This window comes from Mycolicibacterium sp. Y3, from assembly GCF_051188035.1.
GTDB lineage: Bacteria > Actinomycetota > Actinomycetes > Mycobacteriales > Mycobacteriaceae > Mycobacterium > Mycobacterium fluoranthenivorans.
On the sequence record NZ_JAVQLT010000001.1, the window covers coordinates 6,021,581 to 6,044,429 of the forward strand.

At 65.6% G+C, this 22,849-nt stretch carries 22 protein-coding genes; 4 read left to right on the forward strand and 18 right to left on the reverse strand.

The annotated features are described in order from the left end of the window. The first annotated feature begins 89 nt into the window (after window positions 1-89). Window positions 90-392 carry a hypothetical protein gene (locus tag QN239_RS29480; protein WP_499015835.1) on the forward strand — a complete coding sequence of 101 codons (303 nt, stop codon included), beginning with the start codon at window positions 90-92 and terminating at the stop codon, window positions 390-392. Between the two features lie 3 nt (window positions 393-395). Here QN239_RS29480 and QN239_RS29485 read toward each other — a convergent pair whose 3' ends face one another. The 9 genes from QN239_RS29485 to ppk2 all read right to left on the reverse strand — a co-directional run bounded on the left by QN239_RS29485 (window position 396) and on the right by ppk2 (window position 10,578). Continuing rightward, window positions 396-1,835 carry an MCE family protein gene (locus QN239_RS29485; protein ID WP_499015837.1) on the reverse strand — a complete coding sequence of 480 codons (1,440 nt, stop codon included), beginning with the start codon at window positions 1,833-1,835 and terminating at the stop codon, window positions 396-398. A 1-nt stretch (window position 1,836) separates the two neighbouring features. After that, window positions 1,837-2,967 carry a virulence factor Mce family protein gene (locus tag QN239_RS29490; RefSeq protein ID WP_499015840.1) on the reverse strand — a complete coding sequence of 377 codons (1,131 nt, stop codon included), beginning with the start codon at window positions 2,965-2,967 and terminating at the stop codon, window positions 1,837-1,839. Further along, a complete protein-coding gene (locus tag QN239_RS29495) occupies window positions 2,964-4,244 on the reverse strand; it encodes an MCE family protein (RefSeq protein ID WP_499015842.1) in 1,281 nt (426 codons plus the stop codon). The genes QN239_RS29490 and QN239_RS29495 overlap by 4 nt, the downstream gene beginning before the upstream one ends. Further along, on the reverse strand, window positions 4,241-5,485 hold the full coding sequence (locus tag QN239_RS29500; RefSeq protein ID WP_499015845.1) for an MCE family protein: 1,245 nt from the start codon (window positions 5,483-5,485) through the stop codon (window positions 4,241-4,243). The genes QN239_RS29495 and QN239_RS29500 overlap by 4 nt, the downstream gene beginning before the upstream one ends. After that, window positions 5,482-6,510 (reverse strand): MCE family protein, encoded by a 1,029-nt coding sequence (locus QN239_RS29505; RefSeq protein ID WP_499015848.1) that lies wholly within the window; start codon window positions 6,508-6,510, stop codon window positions 5,482-5,484. The genes QN239_RS29500 and QN239_RS29505 overlap by 4 nt, the downstream gene beginning before the upstream one ends. A gap of 10 nt (window positions 6,511-6,520) precedes the next feature. After that, window positions 6,521-7,948: an MCE family protein gene (locus QN239_RS29510; RefSeq protein ID WP_499015851.1), complete on the reverse strand. Its 1,428-nt coding sequence runs from the start codon at window positions 7,946-7,948 to the stop codon at window positions 6,521-6,523. 5 nt (window positions 7,949-7,953) lie between these two features. Further along, a complete protein-coding gene (locus QN239_RS29515) occupies window positions 7,954-8,811 on the reverse strand; it encodes an ABC transporter permease (protein WP_499015854.1) in 858 nt (285 codons plus the stop codon). Then, window positions 8,808-9,575, reverse strand: coding sequence for an MlaE family ABC transporter permease (locus QN239_RS29520; RefSeq protein ID WP_499015856.1), 768 nt, complete (start codon window positions 9,573-9,575; stop codon window positions 8,808-8,810). The genes QN239_RS29515 and QN239_RS29520 overlap by 4 nt, the downstream gene beginning before the upstream one ends. Before the next feature lie 139 nt (window positions 9,576-9,714). Further along, entirely contained in the window at window positions 9,715-10,578 is an 864-nt protein-coding gene (gene ppk2 / locus QN239_RS29525; protein ID WP_499015859.1) for a polyphosphate kinase 2, read from the reverse strand. Between the two features lie 144 nt (window positions 10,579-10,722). On the opposite strand from ppk2, the gene QN239_RS29530 reads away from it, so the two are divergent. Then, window positions 10,723-10,956 carry a hypothetical protein gene (locus QN239_RS29530; RefSeq protein WP_499015860.1) on the forward strand — a complete coding sequence of 78 codons (234 nt, stop codon included), beginning with the start codon at window positions 10,723-10,725 and terminating at the stop codon, window positions 10,954-10,956. An 18-nt stretch (window positions 10,957-10,974) separates the two neighbouring features. Here QN239_RS29530 and QN239_RS29535 read toward each other — a convergent pair whose 3' ends face one another. Then, complete coding sequence (locus tag QN239_RS29535; protein WP_499015862.1) at window positions 10,975-11,979, reverse strand: bile acid:sodium symporter family protein; 1,005 nt, start codon at window positions 11,977-11,979, stop codon at window positions 10,975-10,977. Between the two features lie 71 nt (window positions 11,980-12,050). Here QN239_RS29535 and QN239_RS29540 point away from each other — a divergent pair, with 71 nt between their 5' ends. Together QN239_RS29540 and QN239_RS29545 are read left to right on the forward strand one after the other, a co-directional pair. Further along, the gene (locus QN239_RS29540) at window positions 12,051-12,905 is read left to right on the forward strand and encodes a LysR substrate-binding domain-containing protein (protein WP_499015863.1); all 855 of its coding nucleotides are present in this window, start codon (window positions 12,051-12,053) and stop codon (window positions 12,903-12,905) included. A 116-nt stretch (window positions 12,906-13,021) separates the two neighbouring features. Next, window positions 13,022-13,504, forward strand: coding sequence for a hypothetical protein (locus QN239_RS29545; protein ID WP_499015864.1), 483 nt, complete (start codon window positions 13,022-13,024; stop codon window positions 13,502-13,504). A 9-nt stretch (window positions 13,505-13,513) separates the two neighbouring features. On the opposite strand, the gene QN239_RS29550 is transcribed toward QN239_RS29545, so the two are convergent. From QN239_RS29550 to QN239_RS29585, 8 genes are all read right to left on the reverse strand, one after another. Continuing rightward, window positions 13,514-14,398, reverse strand: a complete 885-nt coding sequence (locus QN239_RS29550) for a glycoside hydrolase family 16 protein (RefSeq protein ID WP_499017010.1) — start codon at window positions 14,396-14,398, stop codon at window positions 13,514-13,516. Window positions 14,399-14,482: 84 nt separating this feature from the next. Beyond that, a complete protein-coding gene (locus QN239_RS29555) occupies window positions 14,483-16,321 on the reverse strand; it encodes an ABC transporter ATP-binding protein (protein ID WP_499015866.1) in 1,839 nt (612 codons plus the stop codon). A 75-nt stretch (window positions 16,322-16,396) separates the two neighbouring features. Next, window positions 16,397-17,083, reverse strand: coding sequence for a VldE C-terminal domain-containing protein (locus QN239_RS29560; RefSeq protein ID WP_499015867.1), 687 nt, complete (start codon window positions 17,081-17,083; stop codon window positions 16,397-16,399). A 158-nt stretch (window positions 17,084-17,241) separates the two neighbouring features. Further along, a complete protein-coding gene (locus QN239_RS29565) occupies window positions 17,242-18,237 on the reverse strand; it encodes an ABC transporter ATP-binding protein (protein ID WP_499015868.1) in 996 nt (331 codons plus the stop codon). Next, window positions 18,234-19,235 carry an ABC transporter ATP-binding protein gene (locus QN239_RS29570; protein ID WP_499015869.1) on the reverse strand — a complete coding sequence of 334 codons (1,002 nt, stop codon included), beginning with the start codon at window positions 19,233-19,235 and terminating at the stop codon, window positions 18,234-18,236. The genes QN239_RS29565 and QN239_RS29570 overlap by 4 nt, the downstream gene beginning before the upstream one ends. After that, the gene (locus QN239_RS29575; RefSeq protein WP_090358532.1) at window positions 19,232-20,194 is read right to left on the reverse strand and encodes an ABC transporter permease; all 963 of its coding nucleotides are present in this window, start codon (window positions 20,192-20,194) and stop codon (window positions 19,232-19,234) included. The genes QN239_RS29570 and QN239_RS29575 overlap by 4 nt, the downstream gene beginning before the upstream one ends. A 3-nt stretch (window positions 20,195-20,197) precedes the next feature. Next, the gene (locus tag QN239_RS29580; protein ID WP_499015871.1) at window positions 20,198-21,235 is read right to left on the reverse strand and encodes an ABC transporter permease; all 1,038 of its coding nucleotides are present in this window, start codon (window positions 21,233-21,235) and stop codon (window positions 20,198-20,200) included. Continuing rightward, on the reverse strand, window positions 21,236-22,849 hold the full coding sequence (locus tag QN239_RS29585) for an ABC transporter substrate-binding protein (protein ID WP_499017011.1): 1,614 nt from the start codon (window positions 22,847-22,849) through the stop codon (window positions 21,236-21,238).

Sequence of the window (22,849 nt, forward strand, 5' to 3'; positions counted from 1 at the left end):
CTGCAATCACATCTTGGCAGCTAGCCGTGGCGATTCGGCCAGGATCAAGGCGTTTGATCAATTCATCCGACCAGGAAGAGGAGATCATCATGAAGACCCCGATCGCTTTCGCGACACCCCTGCTGGCCGTCGGCCTCGCGGCGGGTTTCGTGGCTCTGGCACCCGTCGGCTCGACCGTTGCGGTCGCCGCCGGCCCCACCTCCACCACCTCATGGCAGCAGGACACTGCGCTCTCCGCCGACACCGGCGCGCCACTCGGCGACACCAAGGCCGGCCCGGATCCCCTCGTGCCCTACGGAACCGAGCCGCAAGCCCCCGTCACGACCGGGTTCGTCAACCGCAATCACGACGAGGGCATCACGACGAACGGTGAAGTGGACCTGCCGTTCTGACGCTCAATTCCCGACCGGCCACAGCATCGACTGCCAGGTCGGCTCGCCCGCGGCACCGCTGACCAGACCACGCTGTGTGTAGACCTGCCCGTCCGGGGCAAGGTACATCCCGGTGGTCGGGTCGTACTCGGCGGCCGCAATCGGCGGCAGAGCGGAATTCGGCACGGGCGCGCCCGCCGCCTGCTGCGGGACAGGCTGGCCGGTCACGGTGGCGTTCGGGTCACCCTTCCAGTTGAACCCGTCGTTGAGCGGCACGTAGTTCTCGTCGCTCTCACACATCGCGACGGTTGGGGCACGCTTACCCGGTCGCGTGACGCAGGGTAGGTTGCGCGCACCGCGTACGTTGAGCGGTGAATCCTGCGGCACCCGGCAGTACAGATCGCCGACGGGCCGGTCCGGGAAGTCCTCCAAGGCCGGGGCCCGCTGTTGCTGCGCGGGCAGGTAGCCGGTCGTGCACGGCGGCGGCATATTCAGGCTCAGATTCAGGCTCAGGAACGCACCCCGGTACGCCTGGTTGGTGTCCCGGTTGGCCACCACGATCGCCTGCGCGGTCGCCGCGGCCTGAGGCAACAACACCAGCAGCTGTTCCAGGGCGGGCTGGTAGGTGAGCAGCACCTGACCTACGCTGACCATGTTGGCCAGCACGATCGGAATGGTCGGACGCAGCCGGTCCACGAGCGTGCGGGCTTCCTCGACCGACGGGCTGCCGCGCAGCAGGATATCTTGGACGGCAACGTCATTACGCTGTAACTGTCGGCTAATCGTGGCCACATTGGCGGCCCAGCCCGCCACCCCATCGGCGGAATCGGTCTGCGCTTCCAGGATCGGTCTCGACTCGTCGATCAGGGTCAGCAGCGGACCCAGGTTGTTACGGGCGTCGCGGGCCAGCGCGCTACCACCCGTCACCAGTTCGGAAAGTTGTGGCCCCAGCCCGCCGACGGCGGTGTACGCCTCGTCGACAACCGTTTTGAGATCGTCGTGTGGGATGGCTTTCAGACCAACGGCCAACGCGTCGAGCGTCGCATCGAAATCCGGCGGCACCGAGGCGCGATCCGCTGTGATCACGTCGCCGGCCCTCAGCGGCGGCGAAGCCCGGCGCGGCCGCAGCGCGACATACTGCTCACCGACGGCCGACTGGCTGTGCACCTGGGCGTCGAGGTCCGACGGAATGTCGACACCGGACCTGAGCGACAGCACGGCCGCAGCACCGGTCTCGGTCAGATGCACTGCTGTGATACGGCCGACCTCGACTCCGCGGTAGGTCACGTTTCCCCCGGCGTAGAGCCCCGCGGTCCGGGGCAGCTCGACGGTCACCTGGTAGCGCCCGATCCCGAACATGGACGGCAGCCTGATGTAGCCGAAAACCATTGCCGCACCGAAGATCAGGGCCACCACGGCGAACAGTGCAAGCTGTAGCCGGATTCGCCGTGTCAATGGAGGCATGTCATCGCCCCTGGTCCCAGCGATACGGAGCGACGAGCGGATTGCCGCTGGTATACGGGCTGGGGAGCTGTCCGATGGTGCGGCCCCACTGCAGTTCCAGCTCGGTCAGGTTGCCCTCCCAGCGCGTCCCGGTGAAGAAGGAGGCGTCCAGCCGGCTCAAGGTCAGATCGATGATGGCAGTCAGGTTCGCGAAGTCCCCACGGGCCCAATTGCCGACTGTGTCGGTGGGAAACGGGAAGGTGGCGAACAGGCCCAGCGCCCGGGTCAGAGCAGGCCCGGCGTTGGCCAGTGATTCCAGCACCGGACCCAGGTCTCTCAGTTCCTCGAGCAGGCCGTCTCTGGTCTGGTTGGTGGAGTCCGCCACCAGCGCACTGAACTTGCCGAGCTGATCGACCGCGTCGACCAAGGTCTGCCGCTGGTCGCTGAGCACCTGAAGCGCGGCCGGGATGGTCGTCAACGCCCTGTCCACCACGGGCTTCTGATCGGCGAACCGGCCGAACAGATTGTTCAGGCTCTCGGTGGTGGCGATGATGTCGCCGGCCTGGTTGTCGACGTACCCGGTGAACGTGTCCAACTGCTGGATCAGGCTGCGCACGTCCTGCTCGCGCCCGGTCAGTGCAGTGCTCAGCGACTCGGTGATGTCCTGGACCTGACCGATCCCACCACCATTGAGCAACAACGAGACTGCGGTCAGCATCTGTTCACTCGACGGGTAGCTTCCGGCCGCTGACAGCGGGATCAGCGACCCGTTCGCCAACTTGCCCTGCGGCGGAAGGTCGGTCGGGGGAGCCAACTCGACGTGCAGAGACCCGAGCAGACCGCTTTGGCCGACCGTCGCGGTCGCATTGGCCGGCAGGTCGACGTCCCCGTCGATCCTCATGGTCAGCAGCGCATGCCAGCCCTGGCGCTCGATCTTCGTGACAGTGCCCACCGTGACGTCGTTGACCTGCACGCGGGAGTTAGGCTCGATCGTTCGCACGTCCGGCAGCTGGGCCTGGATCGTGTACGCGCCGGGTCCACCACGCGCGGTCCCCGGAAGTGGCAACGAGTTGAGGCCACGCCAACCGCAACCGGCGAGCATGCTGAGGAGAACCGCCAACGCGGTGTACCACGTCCATGCGCCGCGCTTCACGATCCACCGCCGTCTGGCACCATGATGCCGCGCAATCCCTGGTCCGGGTCGGTGGACTGCGGCTCGGCCGGCAGTCGCACCGGATCCACGTTGTGCTGCGGCGGAACGTAATCCGGGCGCATCCAGTCTTCGCTGTAGGTCACCTCATTCGGCCGGGCGGCGGCGCCGACGATGAGGTTCTCCCCGAGCGGCGGAAAGTTGTACTGGCGATTCTTGACGATCGGCGCCAGATACTGGACGCACAGCTTGGCCGACTGTTCGGCACCCAGCCGCGAAGCGGCCTGGATCGCCCCACACAGGAACGTGATCGGATCCGCAAAGTTGTTGAACGCGTACGCTCCACCCATCGTGGCCTGTGCGGGCTGATAGGTGTTCATCAGATTCTGCAGTGCGTTCGGGGCGACGTGAAGCGCCTGCTTGATGTCATCGATGCCGGCGGTCAGTGCGCTCGACACCGATGCGAGCTTGTCGGCCGTGGCGCCCAGCGACTCGCGGTTCTCGGCGATAAAGCTCTGCACGTCACCGAGCACCGCACTGACGGCAACCACGGCATTGCCGATCTCGTCCGGATCGTCGGCAAGCAGGCCGGTGACCGAGGCGAGATTGTCGTTGAGCTGCCGCATCAGATTGCCGCTGTCTCGCAGCGCGTAGACCAGGATGGACAGATTCTTCACGGTGCTGAACAGATCACCACTGCGTTCACCGAGTACCGAAACCGCCTGCGACAGTTTGACTATGGCATCACGAATATTCGCCCCCTCACCGCGCAGGGTGTTCGCGGTGGTGTGCACCACGGATCCCAGCGTGCTGAAACCACCCGGTTGCGTCGGTTGCACCATTTCGCTGATCCTCGCGAGTTGCTCGCGCAGTTCGTCCCACTCGACGGGGACCGCGGTGCGATCCTCGGAGATCACTGCACCGGACTGCATCACCGGGCCGGCGGTGTACGCCGGGGTCAGCTGCAGGATTCGGGCGGTCACGATGGCCGGGGAGAGAATGACGGCCTTGGCGTCGGCGGGCACCTTGTACTTGTCGTCATACCAGAAGCTGATCTTGACGAGGTTGACTTGCGGCTCGATCGCCTCAATCTTGCCGACGGTCACCCCGAGGATGCGGACCTCGTCGCCGACGAAGATGCCGTTGCTGTTCGCGAAGTACGCGACAGCGGTTCGGCGATTCGCCACGTGGGCCGAGTGCATCATGAGCACGACGGCGGCGATGAGCGTGGACACCAGTATGGCAGCCGAGCCGATGCGGGCGTTGGTGCGGTTGGTCATTCGCCCTCCCGGTTCGGCGCGGGTGATGCCTCGGCGGGCGGACCAGGAGGGGGGCCGCCCGGCGCCGGCGCCGGCTCAGGCGACCGGTACGGATAGCGCGGATCGCCCGGGTTGCCCGTGATCGCGTCGGGCAGGTTCAGCGGTGGCTCACCGCCCTGCCCCGTGCGGGGGAACGGTATGGGCAGGGCCGGCGTTCCGGGCTGCCCCGTCGGCGGGTCGGTGAGCTGCGAGGGCGCCAACACGTTCGGGTCAAGGCCCAGGTCCGAGAATGCCGCGTCGACGAACGGCGCAACGAACTGCCCCGGTAGCAAGTTCGCGATGTAGAACGTGAAGAATGGTCCGGCCGACATCGACTCGCCCAGAGTCATCGCATACTGGTTGAATTTCTTGATCGCGAGTTGCACACGGTCCTTGCGGTCGTCGAGGATCGCCAATACCTGGTTGAGCTTGTCCAGCGCGGGCCGCAGTGTCTGCCTGTTGTCGGCGATCGTTGCCTTGATCTCGCGGCTGGCCGCCGTGACGTCGCCGGAAAGCCGGTCCAGTGACCGTCCTTGGCTCCGCAGTTGGACGAGCACCGCATTGGTGTCGTTGATCAGGCTGACGATGCTGCCGCTGCGCTCGGCCAGCACCGTGGTGGCTTTGTTGGCGTCGGTCAACATCTTTCGCAGCGCAGCGTCCCGATTGTTCAACGTCTGGGAGAAGCGGGCCACGCCCTGGATCGCGCCTTCGAGGGCGGGCGGGGTCTCCGAGAACGTGTCGGCCAGCACCGCCCACGAATCCGACAATCGGTTGGTGTCCAGCCCGCTGATGGTGGTGCTCAGATCGCCGAGCATGTCTGGCAGTTGGTAGGGCGACCTCGTCCGCTCCAGGGGAATCGGGCCGGACTGCACGCCGTCGCCACCTGGCGTCAGTTCGAGGACCTTGGCACCCAGGATGCTCTTGGTCTTGATCGCCGCCTCGGTCCGGTCACCGAGCCGGATGCTCTTGTCGACCTCGAACCTGACCAGCACCCGCGCCCCGTCGAGGTCGATGCTGTTCACCCGGCCCGACGCGAAGCCGGAAACCTCCACCGCGGCACCGGTGAGCAACCCACCGGCTTCGTCGAAATAGGCCGAGTACTGCCGGTTGGTGTTGACGAACGGCAGCTTGCCGTAGTTGAGTGCACCGAGCACCACGCCCACGGTCACCGCGATACCGACCGCGCCGACGATGAGCGGATTGCGTTCAGCGAACGTCTTCATCGAGGTGTGCACCTCCCGCTGTCCTGGCCGGCAACCTTGACGTAAACCGGTTGCCCGCCTTTGCCGTTCAGCTTGAGCACCAGGTCGCAGAGATAGAAGCTGAAGTAGTCGCCGTAGAGCCCCTGACGGTTCAGCATCTGGTAGACATCGGGCAACGTGTTGAGCAGGTGGTCGAGATAGTCGCGATCTGCCAGCACGACGCTCGCAGTCCGGTCCGTCTCGGCGACGACCTTCGCCAGCGGTGGGCGGCCCTGGGCGAGCAGATCGCCGATCGGCCCGGCCGCCGCGTCGGCGTAAGCCAGTCCGTTGCTGAGATCATGCTTACGCGCTGCCAGCGTGGTCAACAGTGCCGACAACGAATCGACGGCCTCAGCGAACTGTGAACTCTGGTCGCCGAGCGATCCCACGACCGCGCCCAGATTCGAAATCACCTGACCGATCAGATGATCCCGGTCGGCGAGCTTGTTGGTCAGCGCTGCCGTCTGGACCAGAAACGAGGTGATCGTCGTGCCTTCGCCCTGCAGTACCGCGATCAGCTGATTGGACAGCGCGTTGACCTGGTCGGTATCCAGCGATTGGAACAGCGGGCGGAATCCGCCGAGCAGAGCGTCCAGGTCCAGCGCCGGCGCGGTGTGTGACACCGGGATGGTGGCTCCAGGTTGCAGTGGCCTGGTACCACCCGCGCCCTCCTCGAGTGCCAGATAGCGCTCGCCGATGAGGTTTCGGTAGCGAATGACCGCTCGGCTTCCTTGGGTCAACACCATCGAGTCGTCGGTGCCGAAATCCACCAAAGCGGTACCGTCGTCGCGGATCCTGATGTTGCGCACCTTGCCCACTTCGACTCCGGCAATGCGGACGAAGTTGCCGTTCTCCAGACCCGATACGGTGTGGAACTCAGCGGTGTACGTCTTTTCGCCTTGGAAGCGCAGTTGAGCGAACACCGCCAACATGGCGACGAAACCCAGCGCGCACACCACCATGAAGATGCCGACGCGCCAGATTGCTCCTCGCAAGTTCTCTTTCATGGATGCCTTGTCATGGTGACGGTGCCGGGGTGGGTTGAAGCAGAGCGGGCGCTGGAATCTGGAACGGTTCGGAACCCGGCGGTGCAGGCCCGGCTTCTCGCGGCGCACCTGGTGGCGGAGCCGGCGGCAGCCCGGGCCATAACGGTGTTCCGTCCGAGGCGTACAGCGGTGCGCCATAGGGTGGCGCGCCGGGGTACGGGATCGGCCCCGGTGCCGGGCCGCCCGGATAGCGGACGCTGGGCGGTTCGGGTACCGCCCGGGTGACCGGGAAGTAGTCGGCGAAGCCGGGGAAACCGATTCCCGGGTTGGGCCTGATGTCGAGGCCCGTCCCCCAGCCGGTGTTTGTGATGAGTTGGCGCACCGGCCAATTGGCGGCGACGTCGGGCAGAGATCCGCAGCCTGGTCTGCCCCCGGGCCCGCCCTTGGCGCCGATGACCGGCAGATTCTGCGGGTACCGATATGCGTCCGGCCCCAGAAGCAGAGCGCTGTCGAGGATCAACGACTTCCTGTTCGCCCCGCCGGTGGCGTCCAGGTAGCCGGTATCGAGGGCGGTTTTGGCGCCCACCAGCGTGCAGGTGAAGGTCGGGGCGTACTTCAGCAACAGCTGAGCCGTCGAATCGAAGACGTCGACCGCTCTGATGAGGTTGTCCTGGTGTGAACCGAGCAACTCGATACCACTGCGGGAGAATCCGACCACGCCGGTGAGCAGGGCATCCAGTCCCTGCGCGCTGTCGGCGACGGTACCGCTGGTGGTGGCGGCCGCGTCGAGTGCGCTCAGAATGTCCTGGGCGGCAACACCATAGGAGTCACTGACCTCTCTGACTGCCTGCCGGTCGGCGGTAATCGTGTCCGCGCGGGCGTTGACCGCGACCAGTACCTCGTCGGCGTCGGTGATGGCCTGACCGATCATGGCGCCGTGGCCGCTCAGTCCCTCGTCCAGTGCGGACAACACCGCCTGAAGCTTCGCGGGGTCGATCTGTTTGAGCACGGCAGCCAGGTCTCGGAACAGGGAGTTGATCTCGGCGCTGACGTTCGTGGATGTGACCACCGCGCCCGCGGCCAACCGTTGCGGACTAGGGTCGCTCGGATAGACCAGTTCGACGAACTTGCCGCTGAACAGGGTTCCCGCGCGGATGCGCGCGCCCACGTTGGCCGGGATGAACTTCAGCTGTTCCGGGTCGATCTCCAGTTTCAGGCTCACGGAATCCGGCCTTCCGGTGACCTGGCCGACCCGGCCGATCTCCACCCCGCGCATCTTGACCTTGGCGCCCCGGTCCATCACCAGGCCCGCCCGATCCGAGGTCAGCGTCACCGGTACGTAGGCACGGAACGATCCGGAGAAGAACGCCGACGTCAGCGCAACCGTGCTCGCGGTGGCGATCACGAAAAGCAGTGTCCACCAAGCGGGATGCATTCCTTCTGAGCGCGGATCGGACATCGTTGCTACCCCGAGAGGTGGAAGTTGCCGGACTGTCCGTAGACGGACATGGCGACCGCCAACAGCAACAGCACCACCACGATCAGCGAGGTGCGCACCGAATGCCCGACCGCCCTGCCGACTCCCGCCGGTCCGCCCGACGCGGTGTAGCCGTAGTAGGTGTGCACCAGCATGACGGCCGTCCCCATCAGGATCACCGTGAGAACCGACCAGAGCAGGTCCGTCGACTTGAGGAAGGTGTTGAAGTAGTGGTCATAGACGCCGGTGGACTGACCGTAGAAACCCGTGGTACCCAACCTGGCGGACAGAAACGCGCACACCATCGCCACGCAGTACAGCGGGACCACCACCGCCACGCCGGCCACGACCCGGGTGGACACCAGATAGGCGACCGACCGCACCGCCATCACCTCGAGCGCGTCGATCTCGCCGGCGATGCGCATCGCCCCCAGTTGTGCGGTGGCACCCGCACCGATCGTGGCCGCCAGGCCGATGCCGGCCACCGCCGGGGAGATGATGCGGACATTGACATATGCGGAGATGAAACCCGTCATCGCCTCCACACCGATGCCGGACAGCTCGTTGTAGCCCTGCACGGCGACGACGGCGCCCGTCGACAGGGTGAGGAAGCCGACGATGACCACGGTGCCCCCGACGAGCGCCAGCGCGCCGGTGCCCAGGCTCATCTGGGCGACAAGGCGCAGGATCTCCGTTCTGTACCGGGTGGTCGCTATCCCGATCTCGCGGATCGACCTGGCGTTGAACGCGAGCTGAGTTCCGACGCGGTTCCAGCCTTCGGCGATGCCGCTCACCGCCCTGGGGAGCCCCCCGAGGAACGGACGATCGGCAATGCTGTCCGTCATGTGAAACTCGTGTAGTAGACGGCCGTCGCGATGATGTTGATGACGAACAATGCGACGAACGAGTACACGACGGTCTCGTTGACGGCGTTGCCGACGCCTTGCGGGCCTCGTCGTACCGATATGCCCTTGTAGCAGGCGATCAGAGCGGCCGCGATGCCGAACAGCGCGCCCTTGACCAAACCCAGAATGATGTCGGGCAGCCCGGTGAACAAGGTCAGGCCTGCGGCGAAGGCACCGGGGGTGACGTGCTGGACGAAGACGGCAAAGCAGTAGGAGCCGGCCAGCCCGACGAAGGTCACCAAGGAAACCAGGGATACGGCGATCAGGCTGGCGGCCACCACCCGTGGCACCACCAGGCGGTGGACGGGGTCGACGCCCATCACCCGCAGCGCGTCGATCTCGTCGTGGATGGCACGCGAACCCAAGTCCGCGCACATCGCAGTGGCGCCCGTTCCAGCCACGACGAGAACGGTCACGATCGGTCCGATCTCGGTGACCGAGGCGCTGGCCGCGCCGGTGCCGGAGAAGTCGGTGGCGCCGAATTCGGTCAGTAGGACATTGAGGGTGAAGACGACGAGCACGGTGAAGGGGATCGCCAGGAGGAAAGTCGGGACAATCGCCACCCGCGCCACAAACCAGGTCTGTAGGACGAACTCACGCCAGGCGAAGGGCCGCTTGAACATCGCGACCAGGGTGTCCAGTGCCAACGCGTAGAACCCGCCGACTGCGCTCAACGGCTTGGTGATGGTCTCGGGCGAAACCACGATCGGCCCCCTGTTCCCGACGGGCTCTCCGTCTAGACAACGTCACTCCGGGGTCTCACCGTCCGCCTTCGCGGAACGGTTTGGGCAGGGTCTTTAGACCCCGCTGGCACCGCATTGGTAATCACGCAAGGGTTGGGGGCTACTCGATGTCCCCCAGCAGCGTCGCCACGAAATCGTCGACGTACGTCGACGATTCCCGGGGCGGCCGCTGGTAGCCGCCACTGACGGCGGGCCGCTCACGCAGAATGACCTCCGGCTTCTCCACGTCGTGATAGTCGATGGTCGAGAGCAGATGGCTCATCATGTTCAGTCGCGCGTGCTTCTTGATATCGGACTCCACCACGAACCATGGGCTCAGCGCGGTGTCGGTGTGCACCATCATCTCGTCCTTGGCGCGCGAGTAGTCCTCCCACCGGTACACCGACTCCATATCCATCGGAGACAGCTTCCATTGGCGCACAGGGTCATTCAAGCGCGACCGAAACCGGCGCAGCTGCTCTTCATTGGACACCGAGAACCAGTACTTGCGCAGCAGGATGCCGTCTTCGATCAGCATCTGCTCGAAGCGGGGAGTCTGGTGCAGGAACAGGGCATGTTCCTCCGGGGTGCAGAAACCCATCACCTTCTCGACGCCCGCACGGTTGTACCAGGACCGGTCGAAAAGCACGATCTCGCCTTTGGCGGGCAGCTGCGAAATATAGCGCTGGTAGTACCATTGACCGCGCTCGCGGTCGCTCGGAGCGGGCAGTGCCTCGATCCGTGCGATGCGCGGGCTCATGTATTCGGTGATCCGCTTGATGGTCCCGCCCTTACCCGCGGCGTCACGTCCTTCGAACACCACCACGACGCGCGCCCCGGTGTGTTTCACCCACTCCTGGAGTTTGGCGAATTCGGTTTGGAGACGGAATAACTCAGCTTCATACACGCGGTTGGACAGTTTGCCGGCGGAGTCGCGCTTCTTGGCCTTCTTCTCCGCGTTGCCCTTTTTCGACTCTTTGGTCATCGGCGAATAGTAATCCGTCCTGCCGATCGGCTCGCGCCAAAAACGGCCGACTGCCTTCATATGCATTGTCTATGAGGGCGTTTCCGTGCCAGCCCGGCGCGGGTAGACAGGATGTCAAGCATCCACACCGAGAAAGGAACCACCATGCGGTTCACGATCATCGCCGTCCCGTTCATCACTGCGGCAGGTATCGCCGCCGCCTCGCTCACCGCGCCGACCGCCGCCGCAGCAGCCATCAACGACCCGTGCAGTGTGGCGGTGTCGACGTCACGCTGTCTGGGACCGCAGGGCATCGACGGATTCGATGTGCCGCAGCCCAGGACCGGGGTGATGAACGGCCCATACGGCTCGTGGGGGTCGGTCCCGCCGCTCGGCTGAAAGCCGAGCGGACGGTGATCACCGGACGCCGACGGTGTGCTGTTCCGCGAGGCACTCCGCGTCGGCCGCCCGACCCCAGCGGCCGGCCAGCGTCGCACAGGTGATCAGCTGAATCTGGTGAAAGATCATCAACGGCAACACGATCAGGCCCACCGGGTGCCCGGCGAACAGCACCGTCGCCATGGGCAGCCCGGTGGCCAGGCTCTTCTTGGAACCACAGAAGATCACCACGATGCGGTCGGCCCGGTTGAAGCCCATCAGCCTGGCCGCCCCCGCCGTCACACCCAGCACCACGGCCAGCAGCAGTACGCACACCCCGACGACGGCCAGGAGGTGGGTCACCGTCATACCGGCCCAGATGTGTTCGGTCATCCCCGCACTGAAGGCCGCATACACCACCAGGTACACCGAGCCGCGGTCGACGATCTTGGTCAAGGTGGTGTGCGACAACACCCGATGCAGTTTGGGCCGCAACAGTTGTCCGGCGACGAACGGCAGCAGAAGTTGGACGACGATCTCCAGGATCGACCGCGCCGACACCGTCGCGTCGCCGGTGGTCTGCATCAGCAGGGTGACCAGCAGCGGGGTCATGAAGATCCCCAGCATGTTCGACGCCGACGCACTGACCACTGCGGCCGCGACATTGCCGCGGGCTATCGAGGTGAACGCGATCGACGACTGCACGGTGGACGGCAGCAGGCACAGATAGAGCACGCCGGTGTAGAGATCATTGGTCAACACCGAGGGCACCAGCAGCTTGAGCGCCAGACCCAGCAGCGGGAACAGCACATAGGTCGCGGTCAGGACAGTGGTGTGCAGACGCCAATGCCGCAGACCCTGCAACGCCTCACGCGGCTCCAGCCTGGTCCCGTACAACAGGAACAGCACCGCGATCGCGACCTTGGTGGCCCAGTCCAGTACGCCGGCGGCACCACCGCTTGCGGGTAGCAACAGCCCGATCGCCATGGCGGCGAACAACCCGAGCAGGAATCCGTCGATGCGGAGTTTGGCCAGAAGTCTCACCGGTTCACCGTAGAAGCCGGGAGACTCATTGCGAAAGGCGATTAACAAGATAAATCGCATCGAGTAGCGTGATGAATGTGTTGGATCCGGAAAAGTTGCGCACGTTCTTGGCCGTCGAACGCGCAGGCGGGTTCACCGCCGCCGGCCGCGTACTCGGCCTGCGGCAGTCGACCGTGAGCGGGCACATCGCCCGCCTCGAACAGGCGGTCGGCCGCGAGCTGTTCCGCCGGGACACCCGCAACCTGGCCCTCACGGCCGACGGGGCGGCCATGGTCGGCTTCGCACGCAGCATCCTGGACGCCCAGGCCCAGGCCGACCGGTACTTCTCCGAATCCCGGTTGACCGGTTTCATCCGGCTCGGCGCGTCCGACGACCTGGTCACCCGAGACCTGCCGGACGTGCTGGTCGAATTCCAGCGCGCCTATCCGGCCGTGGACCTCGAACTCGTCGTCGGACTCAGCGAGAACCTCAAGATCCGGATGGCCGCCGGGGAGTTGGACATGATGGTCGCCAAGCGCCTGCCCGGCGAGCAGCACGGCGAACTGCTGTGGCAGGACCGGTTGGTGTGGGCGGGGCGCGCCGGAACGACCGATGTCGGCGACCCGGTCCCCATCGTCACCTATCCCCCGCCGAGCCTGACTCGTCATGTGGCACTGCGGGCCCTGGAACGCGAGCAACGCACCTGGCGCATCGCGTGCGTCAGCGACAGCCAACTGGGCCTACAGGCTGCCGTGCTGGCCGGACTCGGGATCGTCCCGCATGCCGAAACCCTTCTGCCCCAAGGTCTTCACCGAGTCGATGACGACCGGTTGCCACAGCTGGGCGAGCTGGAGTTCGTCCTGGTGTGCCGGCGCAGCACCCTGTCCGAGCCCGAGCAGGCCCTGCACGACGCCATCGTCGCCGGCGCCCGCCGGATGCACCAGTGACCCACACATCTTGACGGGATCCCTACCGTCGAATTAAATGACTGAGGTATCAGTTTGCAATGTGGCCGGCGGGGCTCCCGGGGAGGGGAACGCCGACGGTACCGAGGGGGAGCCTCATGGACACCGTCACCGCAACCCCGGCTGCCATCGCGCCGGCCGGGCGGCGCCCGCGCTGGGTCGCCCCGGCTCTGGCATTGCTCGTGATCGGTGCCGCGGCGCTGCCGGCCTGGGTCATCAGCCGAACCGACACCTATGAATGCCACACCGCCGACATCGCCATCACGTACGTGGCCGACAACGACAAGCTGCTCAACCCGTGGTTGATCACCTCGACCGGGCCCAGTCTGGCGACCTATCGGGGATGGTCAGATCAACTTCACGACTACGCCGCGCGTCGTGGCGAACCCGATATCGTCAACGCGCTGCGGCAGATAGCCGACCTGTCCACCCGAGCCGTGACCATCGTCGAACAGGTCCGCCGGCAACCGGCGCCGGACGACATCATCTTCGGCCACATCACCGCCTATGACGACGTCACCCACCAACTCGTCGGTGCCGAACACCCGCTCATCGCACGCTGCGGGTTCTCACCCGGGTGAGGGGTGAGATCAGAAGACGCGGATCCAGTCGATCAGCATCTCGGCCGGGTAGTTACCCCCGCCGGGCTCACGCCCACCGGAACCGCCGACGGCGACATTGAACACCGGGGCCAGCGTGTATCCGGGGTCGTTGAACGGCCAGTCGTCCAGCGAATTGGCCGGGACGGTGAAGTACGGCTCCATCCCGGGCGCGTAGTCCTTCCAGAAATACATGCCGGTGGGTAGCCAGGTCATCCGCCAGGTGTGCCAGCCACTGTCGATCGGGTGCGAGTCGGTGGCGAACGAGGTGCCGTCCAGCCGGGCGTGCACCGTGGTGCCCGAGGGCCAGTCGCGGTTGCCGTACCACTCGACCAGGTCCACCTCACCGCCACGCACCGGATCGTCGTTCAGCAGCCAGAACGCGGGCCAGGCGCCGTCGGTCAGGCAGTTCAGCTTGACCCGGGCCTCCCACGTGGTGCCGATCCCGCCACGCCAGTTGCCGATGACCTTGGCGCCGGCGTAGCGCTCCTGGATGTTGTTGCCCGGCCCGCGGGTGGCCCGGATGACGAGGTTGCCCTTGCCGTCCTGGAACACGTGCTCCTGGTCGGTGACGTAACGGCCCATGTTGTAGGGCTTGTCCCACTCGACCGGGTTCCTGATGACCTCGCGAGCCGGCACGACGAACCACGCCGCCGGATCCGGCGGCGCACCGGCCGGACCGTTGAATTCGTCTTGGAACAGGAACGTGGGACCGGCGACCGCGGCAGCCGGTGCAGGCGCACCCGGGGCCGCCGGACCGGGTCCTGGAACGGGTCCCAGATCACCGGGAAGCGGCTCTGCGTGGGCGGTCTGGGTGGGCAGCACGGCTGCAGCAGCGCCGAGGCCCATCATCATCATCACCTTGCGGCGATCCATCTCAGGCACAGCAGAACCTTAGACGATCCAAGTGACGGCGGTCGTTCAACCTCTGTTCGGGTCCTGTTAACTGACCGCCGATCTTCAGCGCACCTCGGCGTTCTGCGCCTCGTAGAGCCGCTTGTAGAGGCCACCCTGCGCAATCAGCGAACGGTGATCGCCCGACTGGGCTATCCGGCCGTTTTCGAGCACCATGATCCGGTCGGCGACGGCGGCGATGAAATCCATATCGTGGCTGATCACCAGGCAGGTACGGTCCCGGGCATAACCCCGGATCACACCGGTCAGCCGGGCCCGCTGATCGGCGTCGAGATTCTCGGTCGGCTCGTCGAGCAGGAGCACCTCGGGCCTGCGCAGCAGACAACGCGCCAGTGCAATGAGCCGTTTCTGTCCCCCGGAGGGCACCTGGACGTCGATCACCGTGTCGTAGCCGTCGAACATCTTCACCGGGTCGGTGATGACGGAATGGATACCCGCCTCGGTACACGCCGCCTCGATCTCGGCGTCGCTGGCCTCCGGGCGAGCCAGCCTCAGGTTGGCCCGGATGGTGTCCTTGGTGAAGAACGGGAATTGGGCGAGCTTGGAGACCTGCTCGCGCAACGAGTCGACGGTGACGGCCGCGATGTCATGCCCGTCGAGCAGGATGCGTCCGCCTTGTGGATCCAGGAACCGCAGCATCAGGTTGAACACGGTCGACTTTCCCGAACCGATACCGCCGACCAGCGCGACAGTCTCCCCGTCGGCGACGGTGAACGAGAGTCCGTCCAGCACCGCATGATCGGGCGTATAGCCGAAGGTGACCTCATCGAACACCAGATTGCCCCGTACCGGCCCGAGTGCGGTGGCGCCGGGGATCTGCACCACCGACGGGCGGGTGTCCAGCAATTCGTAGGTCGAGGTCGCGTTGGGCGCCACAGATTTGTACGTCGTGTACGCACCCATGACCCGTTGCGCCGCACCGAACATCGTCGGCACCATGCCCGCGAACACCAGCAGCCCGGCGAAGGTCAACCCGAAGTCGTCGCTGAAACTCACCCCGACGAGCAGCACCACCACCGTGCTGAGCGCGACGAAGATCTGAGAACCGTTGGCAGTGGCCTGCATCCACGCCACCGAGGACGCGCCCGCCTTCGCCGCATTCTCGGAAACCTCGTGAAAGCGCTTGCTGCGCAACGGCTGTGCATTGAACATCTGGATCTCGGAGATACCGCTGACGGTCTGCTCCAGCTCCGTGGACATGGCACGGTCGGCGGTCATCTCGTGGTGCACCGCGGACTGGACGCGCGCACCCGCGAACCGGAGCGTGAACAGCGCCAGGGGGGTGAGTACCAGCGAGGCCACCGTCATCTGCCAGCAGATGATCATCAGATACCCGATGGCCGACAGCAGCACGAGGCTGTCGATGAGCGGCGGGATGAGACATCCGGTCAACAACCTCTGCACACCCGAGGATTCCGCGGTGACCCGCTGGATCAACTCACCGGTGCGTGAGCGGGCGAAGAAATCCATCGACAGCGTCTGCAGGTGGTCGTGCACCCGCTGCCGAATGTCGACCACCAGGATCTGTTCGACCTTCGCACCCACCCAGCCGTTGACGAAATACATCAACTGGGTCAGCACCAGCGACACCGCCCAGGTGGCCAACAGCACCGCGAACGGCACCGAACCGGCCACCGAATGCAGCAACCCGTCCTCGCGGGCCACCAGCGGCCCCCGCAGCTCCCACACCCCGCTCAGGTTGCCGCCCTGTCCAGCATCGGCGACCACCTGCATCATCGGCCCGAACGCCGCCGCCGAGACGTACGGCAGCGACGAGGCGATGACGCCGAGCAGCAGGGAGATCACGATGAGTCCCCGCACCGCACGGAGCATGCCCAGGCTGCGCCAGATCAACCGCGGCGCAGCGGCAATGGATTGGGCCAATGAGTGCCACCTTCTCTCGCAATGTCGAGATCAGGATGCGGTATGGCGGGAGCGCGAGCGCGGTGAAACCCGCATTCAGCGGGGATAGACCTCGCTGCCGGTGGGGTAGCCGCCACCGGTGGTGGTGATGTGGACGTGGTCGTAGTGTCCGTAGCCGCCGCTCTGCGCGCCGCCCGGCGTGTAGTAGACGCCGCGCCAGATGGCGTCCTGGATGCCGAACCGGACCGCGTTCTTCAGGACGAAGGAGACGATCTCGTTGCCCAGCGCGATCCCGGTGGCCGAACCGGGGTTCGGGATCATGACATCGAGGGCCAGACCGTCCGGATGCCAGCGCAGCGCGTCCGGACGCACGCCGCCGATGCTGTGGATCTCCGGAAACGTCGCGCTGATGGTCCGCGACACCAGGATGGTGCGGACCTGCAGGCCCCGCTCGGGGGCCAGACCGACGGGCAGCAGCAGCGGCCGGGTGTCCAGCCGCCAGCGCGACGCGGTGCCGGTCTGGGCTGCGGCGAAGCTGACCTGGGGTTGCACCGCGGTGGGCGCCGAGGAGAAGGCTGCGGGCGCGGCAACGATCTCCAGGCCGTAGGGCACGTCGTCGGCGACCGTGACGACGTGCTCGACCACGGGTTCGGCCGCTCGGCCGGCGGCCAGTGGCTGCACATCGCCTGCCGCTGCGGCCAGCATCGCCGCTGGTACGAGCGCGGCCAGAACCAGCGAAGACGGCCTGGGGGCACGCCTGCGGACTAATGCGTGTCGGCTCACCGACTGCACATTACGACCGAGACGGGGCATACGCAGCAACTTCCGATATCTGACCGTGCACTGGTTGTTACAGTTTCGTGATCATAACCGGGCGTGTCGCTGGCGCTCAAATTCAGCGGGAATGCTGTGACGCGGGCAGAAGCTGCTGGCAGGAGTCCTCAGTCGAGATGTCGCGGGTGGTGACAGGCCGCGACATGCCCGGATTCGGCCGACGCGGTGTGGTCGACCAGCGCGGGCTCGTCGCTCTCACAGACCCCCGTCGACCACGGGCAGCGGGTGTGGAATCGACACCCCCCGGGTGGGTCGATGGGACTGGGGACATCACCCTCGAGCACCAGCCGTTCCCGGGCGGCGTTGCGCCGCGGATCCGGGACAGGCACCGCCGACAGCAGGGCGGTGGAGTACGGGTGCATCGGGTGGTCGTACAGGTTCGAGGCCCAGGCACTCTCCACGACCTTGCCCAGGTACATGACCGCGACCCGGTTCGACACGTGCCGGACGACACCGAGATCGTGCGCGACGAACAGATAGGACAACCCGAACTCGTCCTGCAGGTCTTTGAGCAGGTTGACGATCTGCGCCTGGACCGACACGTCCAGCGCCGAGACGGGTTCGTCGGCGATGATCAGCTTCGGCCGCAGCGCCAGCGCCCTGGCGATCCCGATGCGCTGTCGCTGGCCACCGGAGAACTCGTGCGGGAAGCGGTCGGCGTGTTCGGGCCGCAATCCGACCCGGTCCAGCAGGTCACGGACCTTCGTCGTGACGTCCCGCCCGCTGGCCAGGCCATGCAACTCCATCGGCGCACCGATGATCTGACCGACCCGCTTACGCGGATTCAGCGAGGCATAGGGGTCCTGGAAGATCATCTGCATCTGGCGGCGCACGGCACGCAGTTCACGGGGGCTCTTGCCCACCAGTTCCTCGCCGGCGAAACGCACCGATCCCGAGGTCGGTGTGCTCAGCTGCATGATCAGCCGGCACAGCGTCGACTTTCCACAACCGGATTCGCCCACCAGCCCGAGGGTCTCCCCCTCGTCCAGGGTCAGGCTGACGCCGTCGACCGCACGGACCCGGCCGATCTCCCGGTCGATGACGACACCGGATTTGATCGGGAAGTGCTTCACCAGGTCGGTGACCTCCAGGAGGGGGCTCATGTGGTCACCGGCTTGCGCAGCCCGATTCGGCCGTCCACCACCCGCAGGGTGCGCTTCTGCTCGGCGGAGAGCCAGCACCGATCCCGGTGCAGCGGCGGCGGTTCGGCACATTTGTCGAAGACGTGTGGACAGCGGGGGGCGAACCGGCAGCCGGGCGGCAGGTCGGTCAACGACGGTGGTGCCCCGGCGATCTGAGCCAGCCGCTCCGGGTTGGGCTGGTCGAGTCGGGGCAGTGAACCCAGCAGGCCCCAGGTGTAGGGATGCTGCGGGTCGTAGAACAGCTCATCCAGGCTCGCCTCTTCGACGATCTGACCGGCATACATCACCGCCACCCGGTCGGCGACCTCGGCGACCACACCCAGATCATGGGTGATCAACACGACGGCCAGGCCACGTTCGGAGTTCAGCCGCGCCAGCAGCCGCAGGATCTGCGCCTGCACCGTGACGTCGAGGGCGGTGGTCGGTTCGTCGGCGATCAGCACGTCGGGATCAAGCGACAGCGCCATCGCGATCATCACCCGCTGCCGCATGCCTCCGGAGAACTCGTGTGGGTAGTCCCGCACGCGCCGTTCGGGATTCGGGATACCCACCGAGCGCAGCAGCTCCACGGCACGGTCCCGCGCCTCGGCCTTGGACACCTTGCGGTGCGCCCGGATCATCTCGATCAGCTGGTCGCCGACGCGATAGACCGGATTCAGCGAGGTCATCGGGTCTTGGAAGATCATCGCGATCCGCTCGCCGCGCACCGCCCGCCAGCCATCGTCGTCCAGCTCGTTCAGATCGGTGCCGTCGAAGTGCACCGCGCCGCCGATAGTGGCGTTCGGTGCTCGGGTCAAGCCGAGCAGAGTCTGTGCTGTCACGCTCTTGCCCGAGCCCGATTCGCCGACGATGGCCAAGATCTCGCCCGCATCGAGCCCGAACGACACACCGTCGACGGCACGCACCTCCCCGCCGTCGGTGGCGAAACTGACGGTCAGCCCGTCGACTTGCAGCATCATGCCGGTGCCGCCTCTCCGAGCCGGATCCGTGGGTCGAGGAAGGCGTACAGGATGTCGACGATGGTGTTGAACAACACGATGAAGAACGCACCGAACATGGTGACTCCCATCAGCGGCGGCAGGTCCAGACTGCCGATCGCCTGCCCGGCGTACAACCCGACCCCGTTGAGGTTGAACACCGTTTCGGTGAGGATCGCGCCGCCACCGACGACCACTCCGAAGTCGAGCCCGAACATCGTCACGATCGGAATCATCGAGTTACGCAACACATGCCGCAACCGCACCTGCCTCTCACCGATTCCCTTGGCCCGCGCGGTGCGGACGTAATCCTCGTTCATCACGTCGAGCATGTTGGCGCGCAGCACCCGGCTGTAGAAGCCCACGTAGAGCACCGCCAGGGTGATCCACGGCAGCACCAGGTGGTATGCCCATTGCGCCGGGTTCTTGGTCAGTGGGACATAACTGCTCGTCGGGAACAACTGGGCCTTGAAACTCAAGTAGTACAACAGGATTGCGGCGAGCCAGAACACCGGCATGGAGATCCCGGTCAATGCCAGGATGGACAGCAGCCGGTCGGTGAACTTCCCCGAGTGCACCGCCGACAGATATCCGAAGACGATCGCCAGGGTCATCCACAGCACCGCCGCACCGATGCAGAGTGAGAAGGTGGCGGGCAGGCCCTTCCAGATCTGCTCGACGACATTCTGCGAGCTGGCATACGAGGTGAGTTCGCCGGTGAAGATCTGCCTCATCATGGTCAGGTACTGCACCGGAAGTGGTTGATCCAGACCGAGGTCGGCACTCACCCGCGCGATCAGCGCCGGGTCGGCGTTCTTGCCGGCGATGCGCACCGCCGGGTCGGAGTTGGGAATCACGTTGAAGATCACGAAGATCAGGACGGTGATCGCGAACAAGACGGCGATCATGCCCAGCACACGGCGCGCGGCGAATCGGAGCATGTCTCAGTGCTCCATCCGGATCTTGGCCCGCGGATCCAGCGCATCGCGCAGGCCGTCACCGAACACGTTCAGCGACAGCACGGTCAGCACGATCATCGCGCCCGGAACGATCGTCAGGTGCGGCGCGGTGTAGATGGTCTGATAGCCATCGGCGATCATCGTGCCCCAGGAGGCGTTAGGCGCCCGCACGCCGGCACCCAGGAAGGACAGCGCGGATTCCAGCAGCATGTTGTTCGCGATGTTCAGCGTGAAGAACACGATGACGGTGGACACCGTATTGGGCAGCAGTTCGGAGAACATGATCCGCCACGGCCCCATGCCCTGGGAGACCGCGGCTTCGACGAACTCCTTCTCCCGCAGCGCGAGCACCTCGCCACGGATGGGTCGCGCCATATAGGGCACGTACACCAGGCCGATGATCAGGATCGGGATCCACAGCGAGTCGCCGGCAATGGTCAGGGAGCCGATCTTCAAACCACCCAGCGCGAGTGCCGTGCCCAGGGCGATACCCAGCAGCAACACCGGGAAGGCCCACACCACATCCATCACCCGGGAGAGCACCGCGTCGATCCAGCCGCGGTAGAAACCGCACAGCAGTCCCACCACCACGGCGAGCACCGTGGTCACCACGGCCGCGGCCACACCGATGAAGATCGAGGTGCGCCCGCCGTAGAGCAGCCGGACCATGACATCGCGGCCGTTCTGATCGGCGCCGAGCAGGTAGCGCCCGCGCAGTCCCGGACCGATCGGCGTGCCGTCGGCCGACACCACGTCGGTCTGGTGACCGTCGACCAGGGTCTTGTCGGTGATGTGGTTCTCGTTGGGACCGGTATGGGCGACATGCTCGGACCACAGCGGTGCCGCCAGACACGTCAGCACGATCAGCAGGAACAGCACACCGAACGCGAGCGCCGTCCGGTTGCGGCGCAACCGGATCCACGCCAGGTACCAGGGGCTGCGGCCTCGGATCTGCTCCGGCGGGACGCCGACGGGTAGAACAGGCTCACCCGGCACTACGACGTCCCCGACAGGGGCGCCCATCTACTTGAGCGCCAGCGCGGACCAGTCCTGGTTGAACAGGAGATGCGGAATCGTCTTGTCGAAGTCGATGCGCTCCGAGACGAAGGTGGCGAACTCCTCGTTTCCGTAGGGCGCCCACACCGCCTGTTCCATGTACTTGCGGTCCAGCTCGGCATACTGCTTCTTGACATCGTCGGACATCTGCTGGGTGCGCAGCTCATTGGCCTTCGCATCCAGTTCGGGGATGCTCACCCGCGAGAAGTTGTTGCTGTTGGTCGGCAGGATGCTCGCACCGTTGAGCAACGGTCGGAAGAAGTCGTCCGGATGCGGGAAGTCCTGGAACCAGTCGGCGAACCCGGTGTCGACATCGGGGGTGGACTGGTTGCCGATGGTGGCCCAGTAGACGTTGCCGGCGACCACCTTGAGGGTGGCGTTGAAGCCGAGCTGGGTCAGCAGGTCGTGGTAGTACTCGCCGATGCGCTTGCGCTCCGGCTCGTCATCGGTCCAGACGGTGATGTCCTTGTCCGTCGGGTTGGCCTCGGCCAGAAGCTGTTTCGCCTTGGCCATGTCCGGTCCGGGATACAACTTGTATTCCTCGTAGCCGGGCATCCCCGGCGGCAGGATCTGCTGGGTGGGATGAAGGCGGCCGCCGAACACCCGGTTGAGCGCCTCCGGGTCGATCGCGTAGTTGATGGCCTGGCGAACCCGGACGTCGTTGAACGGGGCCGTCTTGTTGTTCATGAAGAAGTAGTAGGTGTTGATCGACTCGTCGAGGCGGAACCGATCCCCGAACTTCGCCTTGACCTCGGCCAGCCGATCGGCGTCGGGCGGGTCGACCATGAAGTCGATGGTGTTCTGCTCGACACCGGTGACCTGTGCCGCATTGCTCTTGTTCTGGGTGACGGTGATCTTGTCCACTCCTGCGTCGGCGACCTCGGTAGCCCCAGCGTCTTTCACCGTCTTGAAGTTCGGATTGCGCTCCATGGTCAACGTCTGCGGCGCATCGACTTTGGAGATCATGAAGGGTCCACTGGACGGCGGCGGAGTGTTGGTCGCGTCCTTGTCCAGCGGGGTGCTGGGCGGTACCGGAGCGGCGAACATCAGCGCGAGCACGTTGTTGAACGTGCCGCTGGCTTCGGTGAGCGCGATGGTGATATCGCCGGTCGCGTCGTCGGTGGTGATACCGGTGATGGTGGGCGCCTTGCCGTCGGCATAGTCGCTGGCGCCGACGATGCCATTGAAGAACACCGATCCGCCGGAGTTGGCCTTGAACAATCGCTGGATGGCGTAGGTGAAGTCCGAGGCCTTGATGGGTGTGCCGTCGGAGTACTTCATGTTGGGCCGAAGTTTGAGCTTGTAGGTCTTGCCATCGGGGGAGATGTCCGGCATGGCCTCGGCGAGGGCAGGCACCACCTTGGTGCCGTCCTCACCCTTGGCGTGCTTGTACGTCAGCAGCGGGGTGTAGACGTTGTAGAGCACCTCCCAGCCCTGGACGGTGTAGGACAGCTGCGGATCCACATAGTCGGGGAACGACGTCATCGAGACGTTGATCTCGCCCCCGCCTCCGGCCTTCTCCGAAGAGTCGCCACCGCACGCCGCGACCGCTGACGCGGTCAGCGCGACCACGAGCGCCAT

Bases quoted from the DNA above. Each gene is read 5' to 3' on its own strand.
- QN239_RS29585 (WP_499017011.1), bottom strand. From the start codon at position 22,849: ATGGCGCTCGTGGTCGCGCTGACCGCGTCAGCGGTCGCGGCGTGCGGT.
- QN239_RS29580 (WP_499015871.1), bottom strand. From the start codon at position 21,235: ATGGGCGCCCCTGTCGGGGACGTCGTAGTGCCGGGTGAGCCTGTTCTA.
- QN239_RS29515 (WP_499015854.1), bottom strand. From the start codon at position 8,811: ATGACGGACAGCATTGCCGATCGTCCGTTCCTCGGGGGGCTCCCCAGG.
- QN239_RS29545 (WP_499015864.1), top strand. From the start codon at position 13,022: ATGGACACCGTCACCGCAACCCCGGCTGCCATCGCGCCGGCCGGGCGG.
- QN239_RS29485 (WP_499015837.1), bottom strand. From the start codon at position 1,835: ATGCCTCCATTGACACGGCGAATCCGGCTACAGCTTGCACTGTTCGCC.
- QN239_RS29550 (WP_499017010.1), bottom strand. From the start codon at position 14,398: ATGGATCGCCGCAAGGTGATGATGATGATGGGCCTCGGCGCTGCTGCA.
- QN239_RS29510 (WP_499015851.1), bottom strand. From the start codon at position 7,948: ATGTCCGATCCGCGCTCAGAAGGAATGCATCCCGCTTGGTGGACACTG.
- QN239_RS29495 (WP_499015842.1), bottom strand. From the start codon at position 4,244: ATGACCAACCGCACCAACGCCCGCATCGGCTCGGCTGCCATACTGGTG.
- QN239_RS29540 (WP_499015863.1), top strand. From the start codon at position 12,051: ATGAATGTGTTGGATCCGGAAAAGTTGCGCACGTTCTTGGCCGTCGAA.
- QN239_RS29480 (WP_499015835.1), top strand. From the start codon at position 90: ATGAAGACCCCGATCGCTTTCGCGACACCCCTGCTGGCCGTCGGCCTC.
- ppk2 (WP_499015859.1), bottom strand. From the start codon at position 10,578: ATGACCAAAGAGTCGAAAAAGGGCAACGCGGAGAAGAAGGCCAAGAAG.
- QN239_RS29505 (WP_499015848.1), bottom strand. From the start codon at position 6,510: ATGAAAGAGAACTTGCGAGGAGCAATCTGGCGCGTCGGCATCTTCATG.
- QN239_RS29575 (WP_090358532.1), bottom strand. From the start codon at position 20,194: ATGCTCCGATTCGCCGCGCGCCGTGTGCTGGGCATGATCGCCGTCTTG.
- QN239_RS29530 (WP_499015860.1), top strand. From the start codon at position 10,723: ATGCGGTTCACGATCATCGCCGTCCCGTTCATCACTGCGGCAGGTATC.
- QN239_RS29565 (WP_499015868.1), bottom strand. From the start codon at position 18,237: ATGAGCCCCCTCCTGGAGGTCACCGACCTGGTGAAGCACTTCCCGATC.
- QN239_RS29500 (WP_499015845.1), bottom strand. From the start codon at position 5,485: ATGAAGACGTTCGCTGAACGCAATCCGCTCATCGTCGGCGCGGTCGGT.
- QN239_RS29570 (WP_499015869.1), bottom strand. From the start codon at position 19,235: ATGATGCTGCAAGTCGACGGGCTGACCGTCAGTTTCGCCACCGACGGC.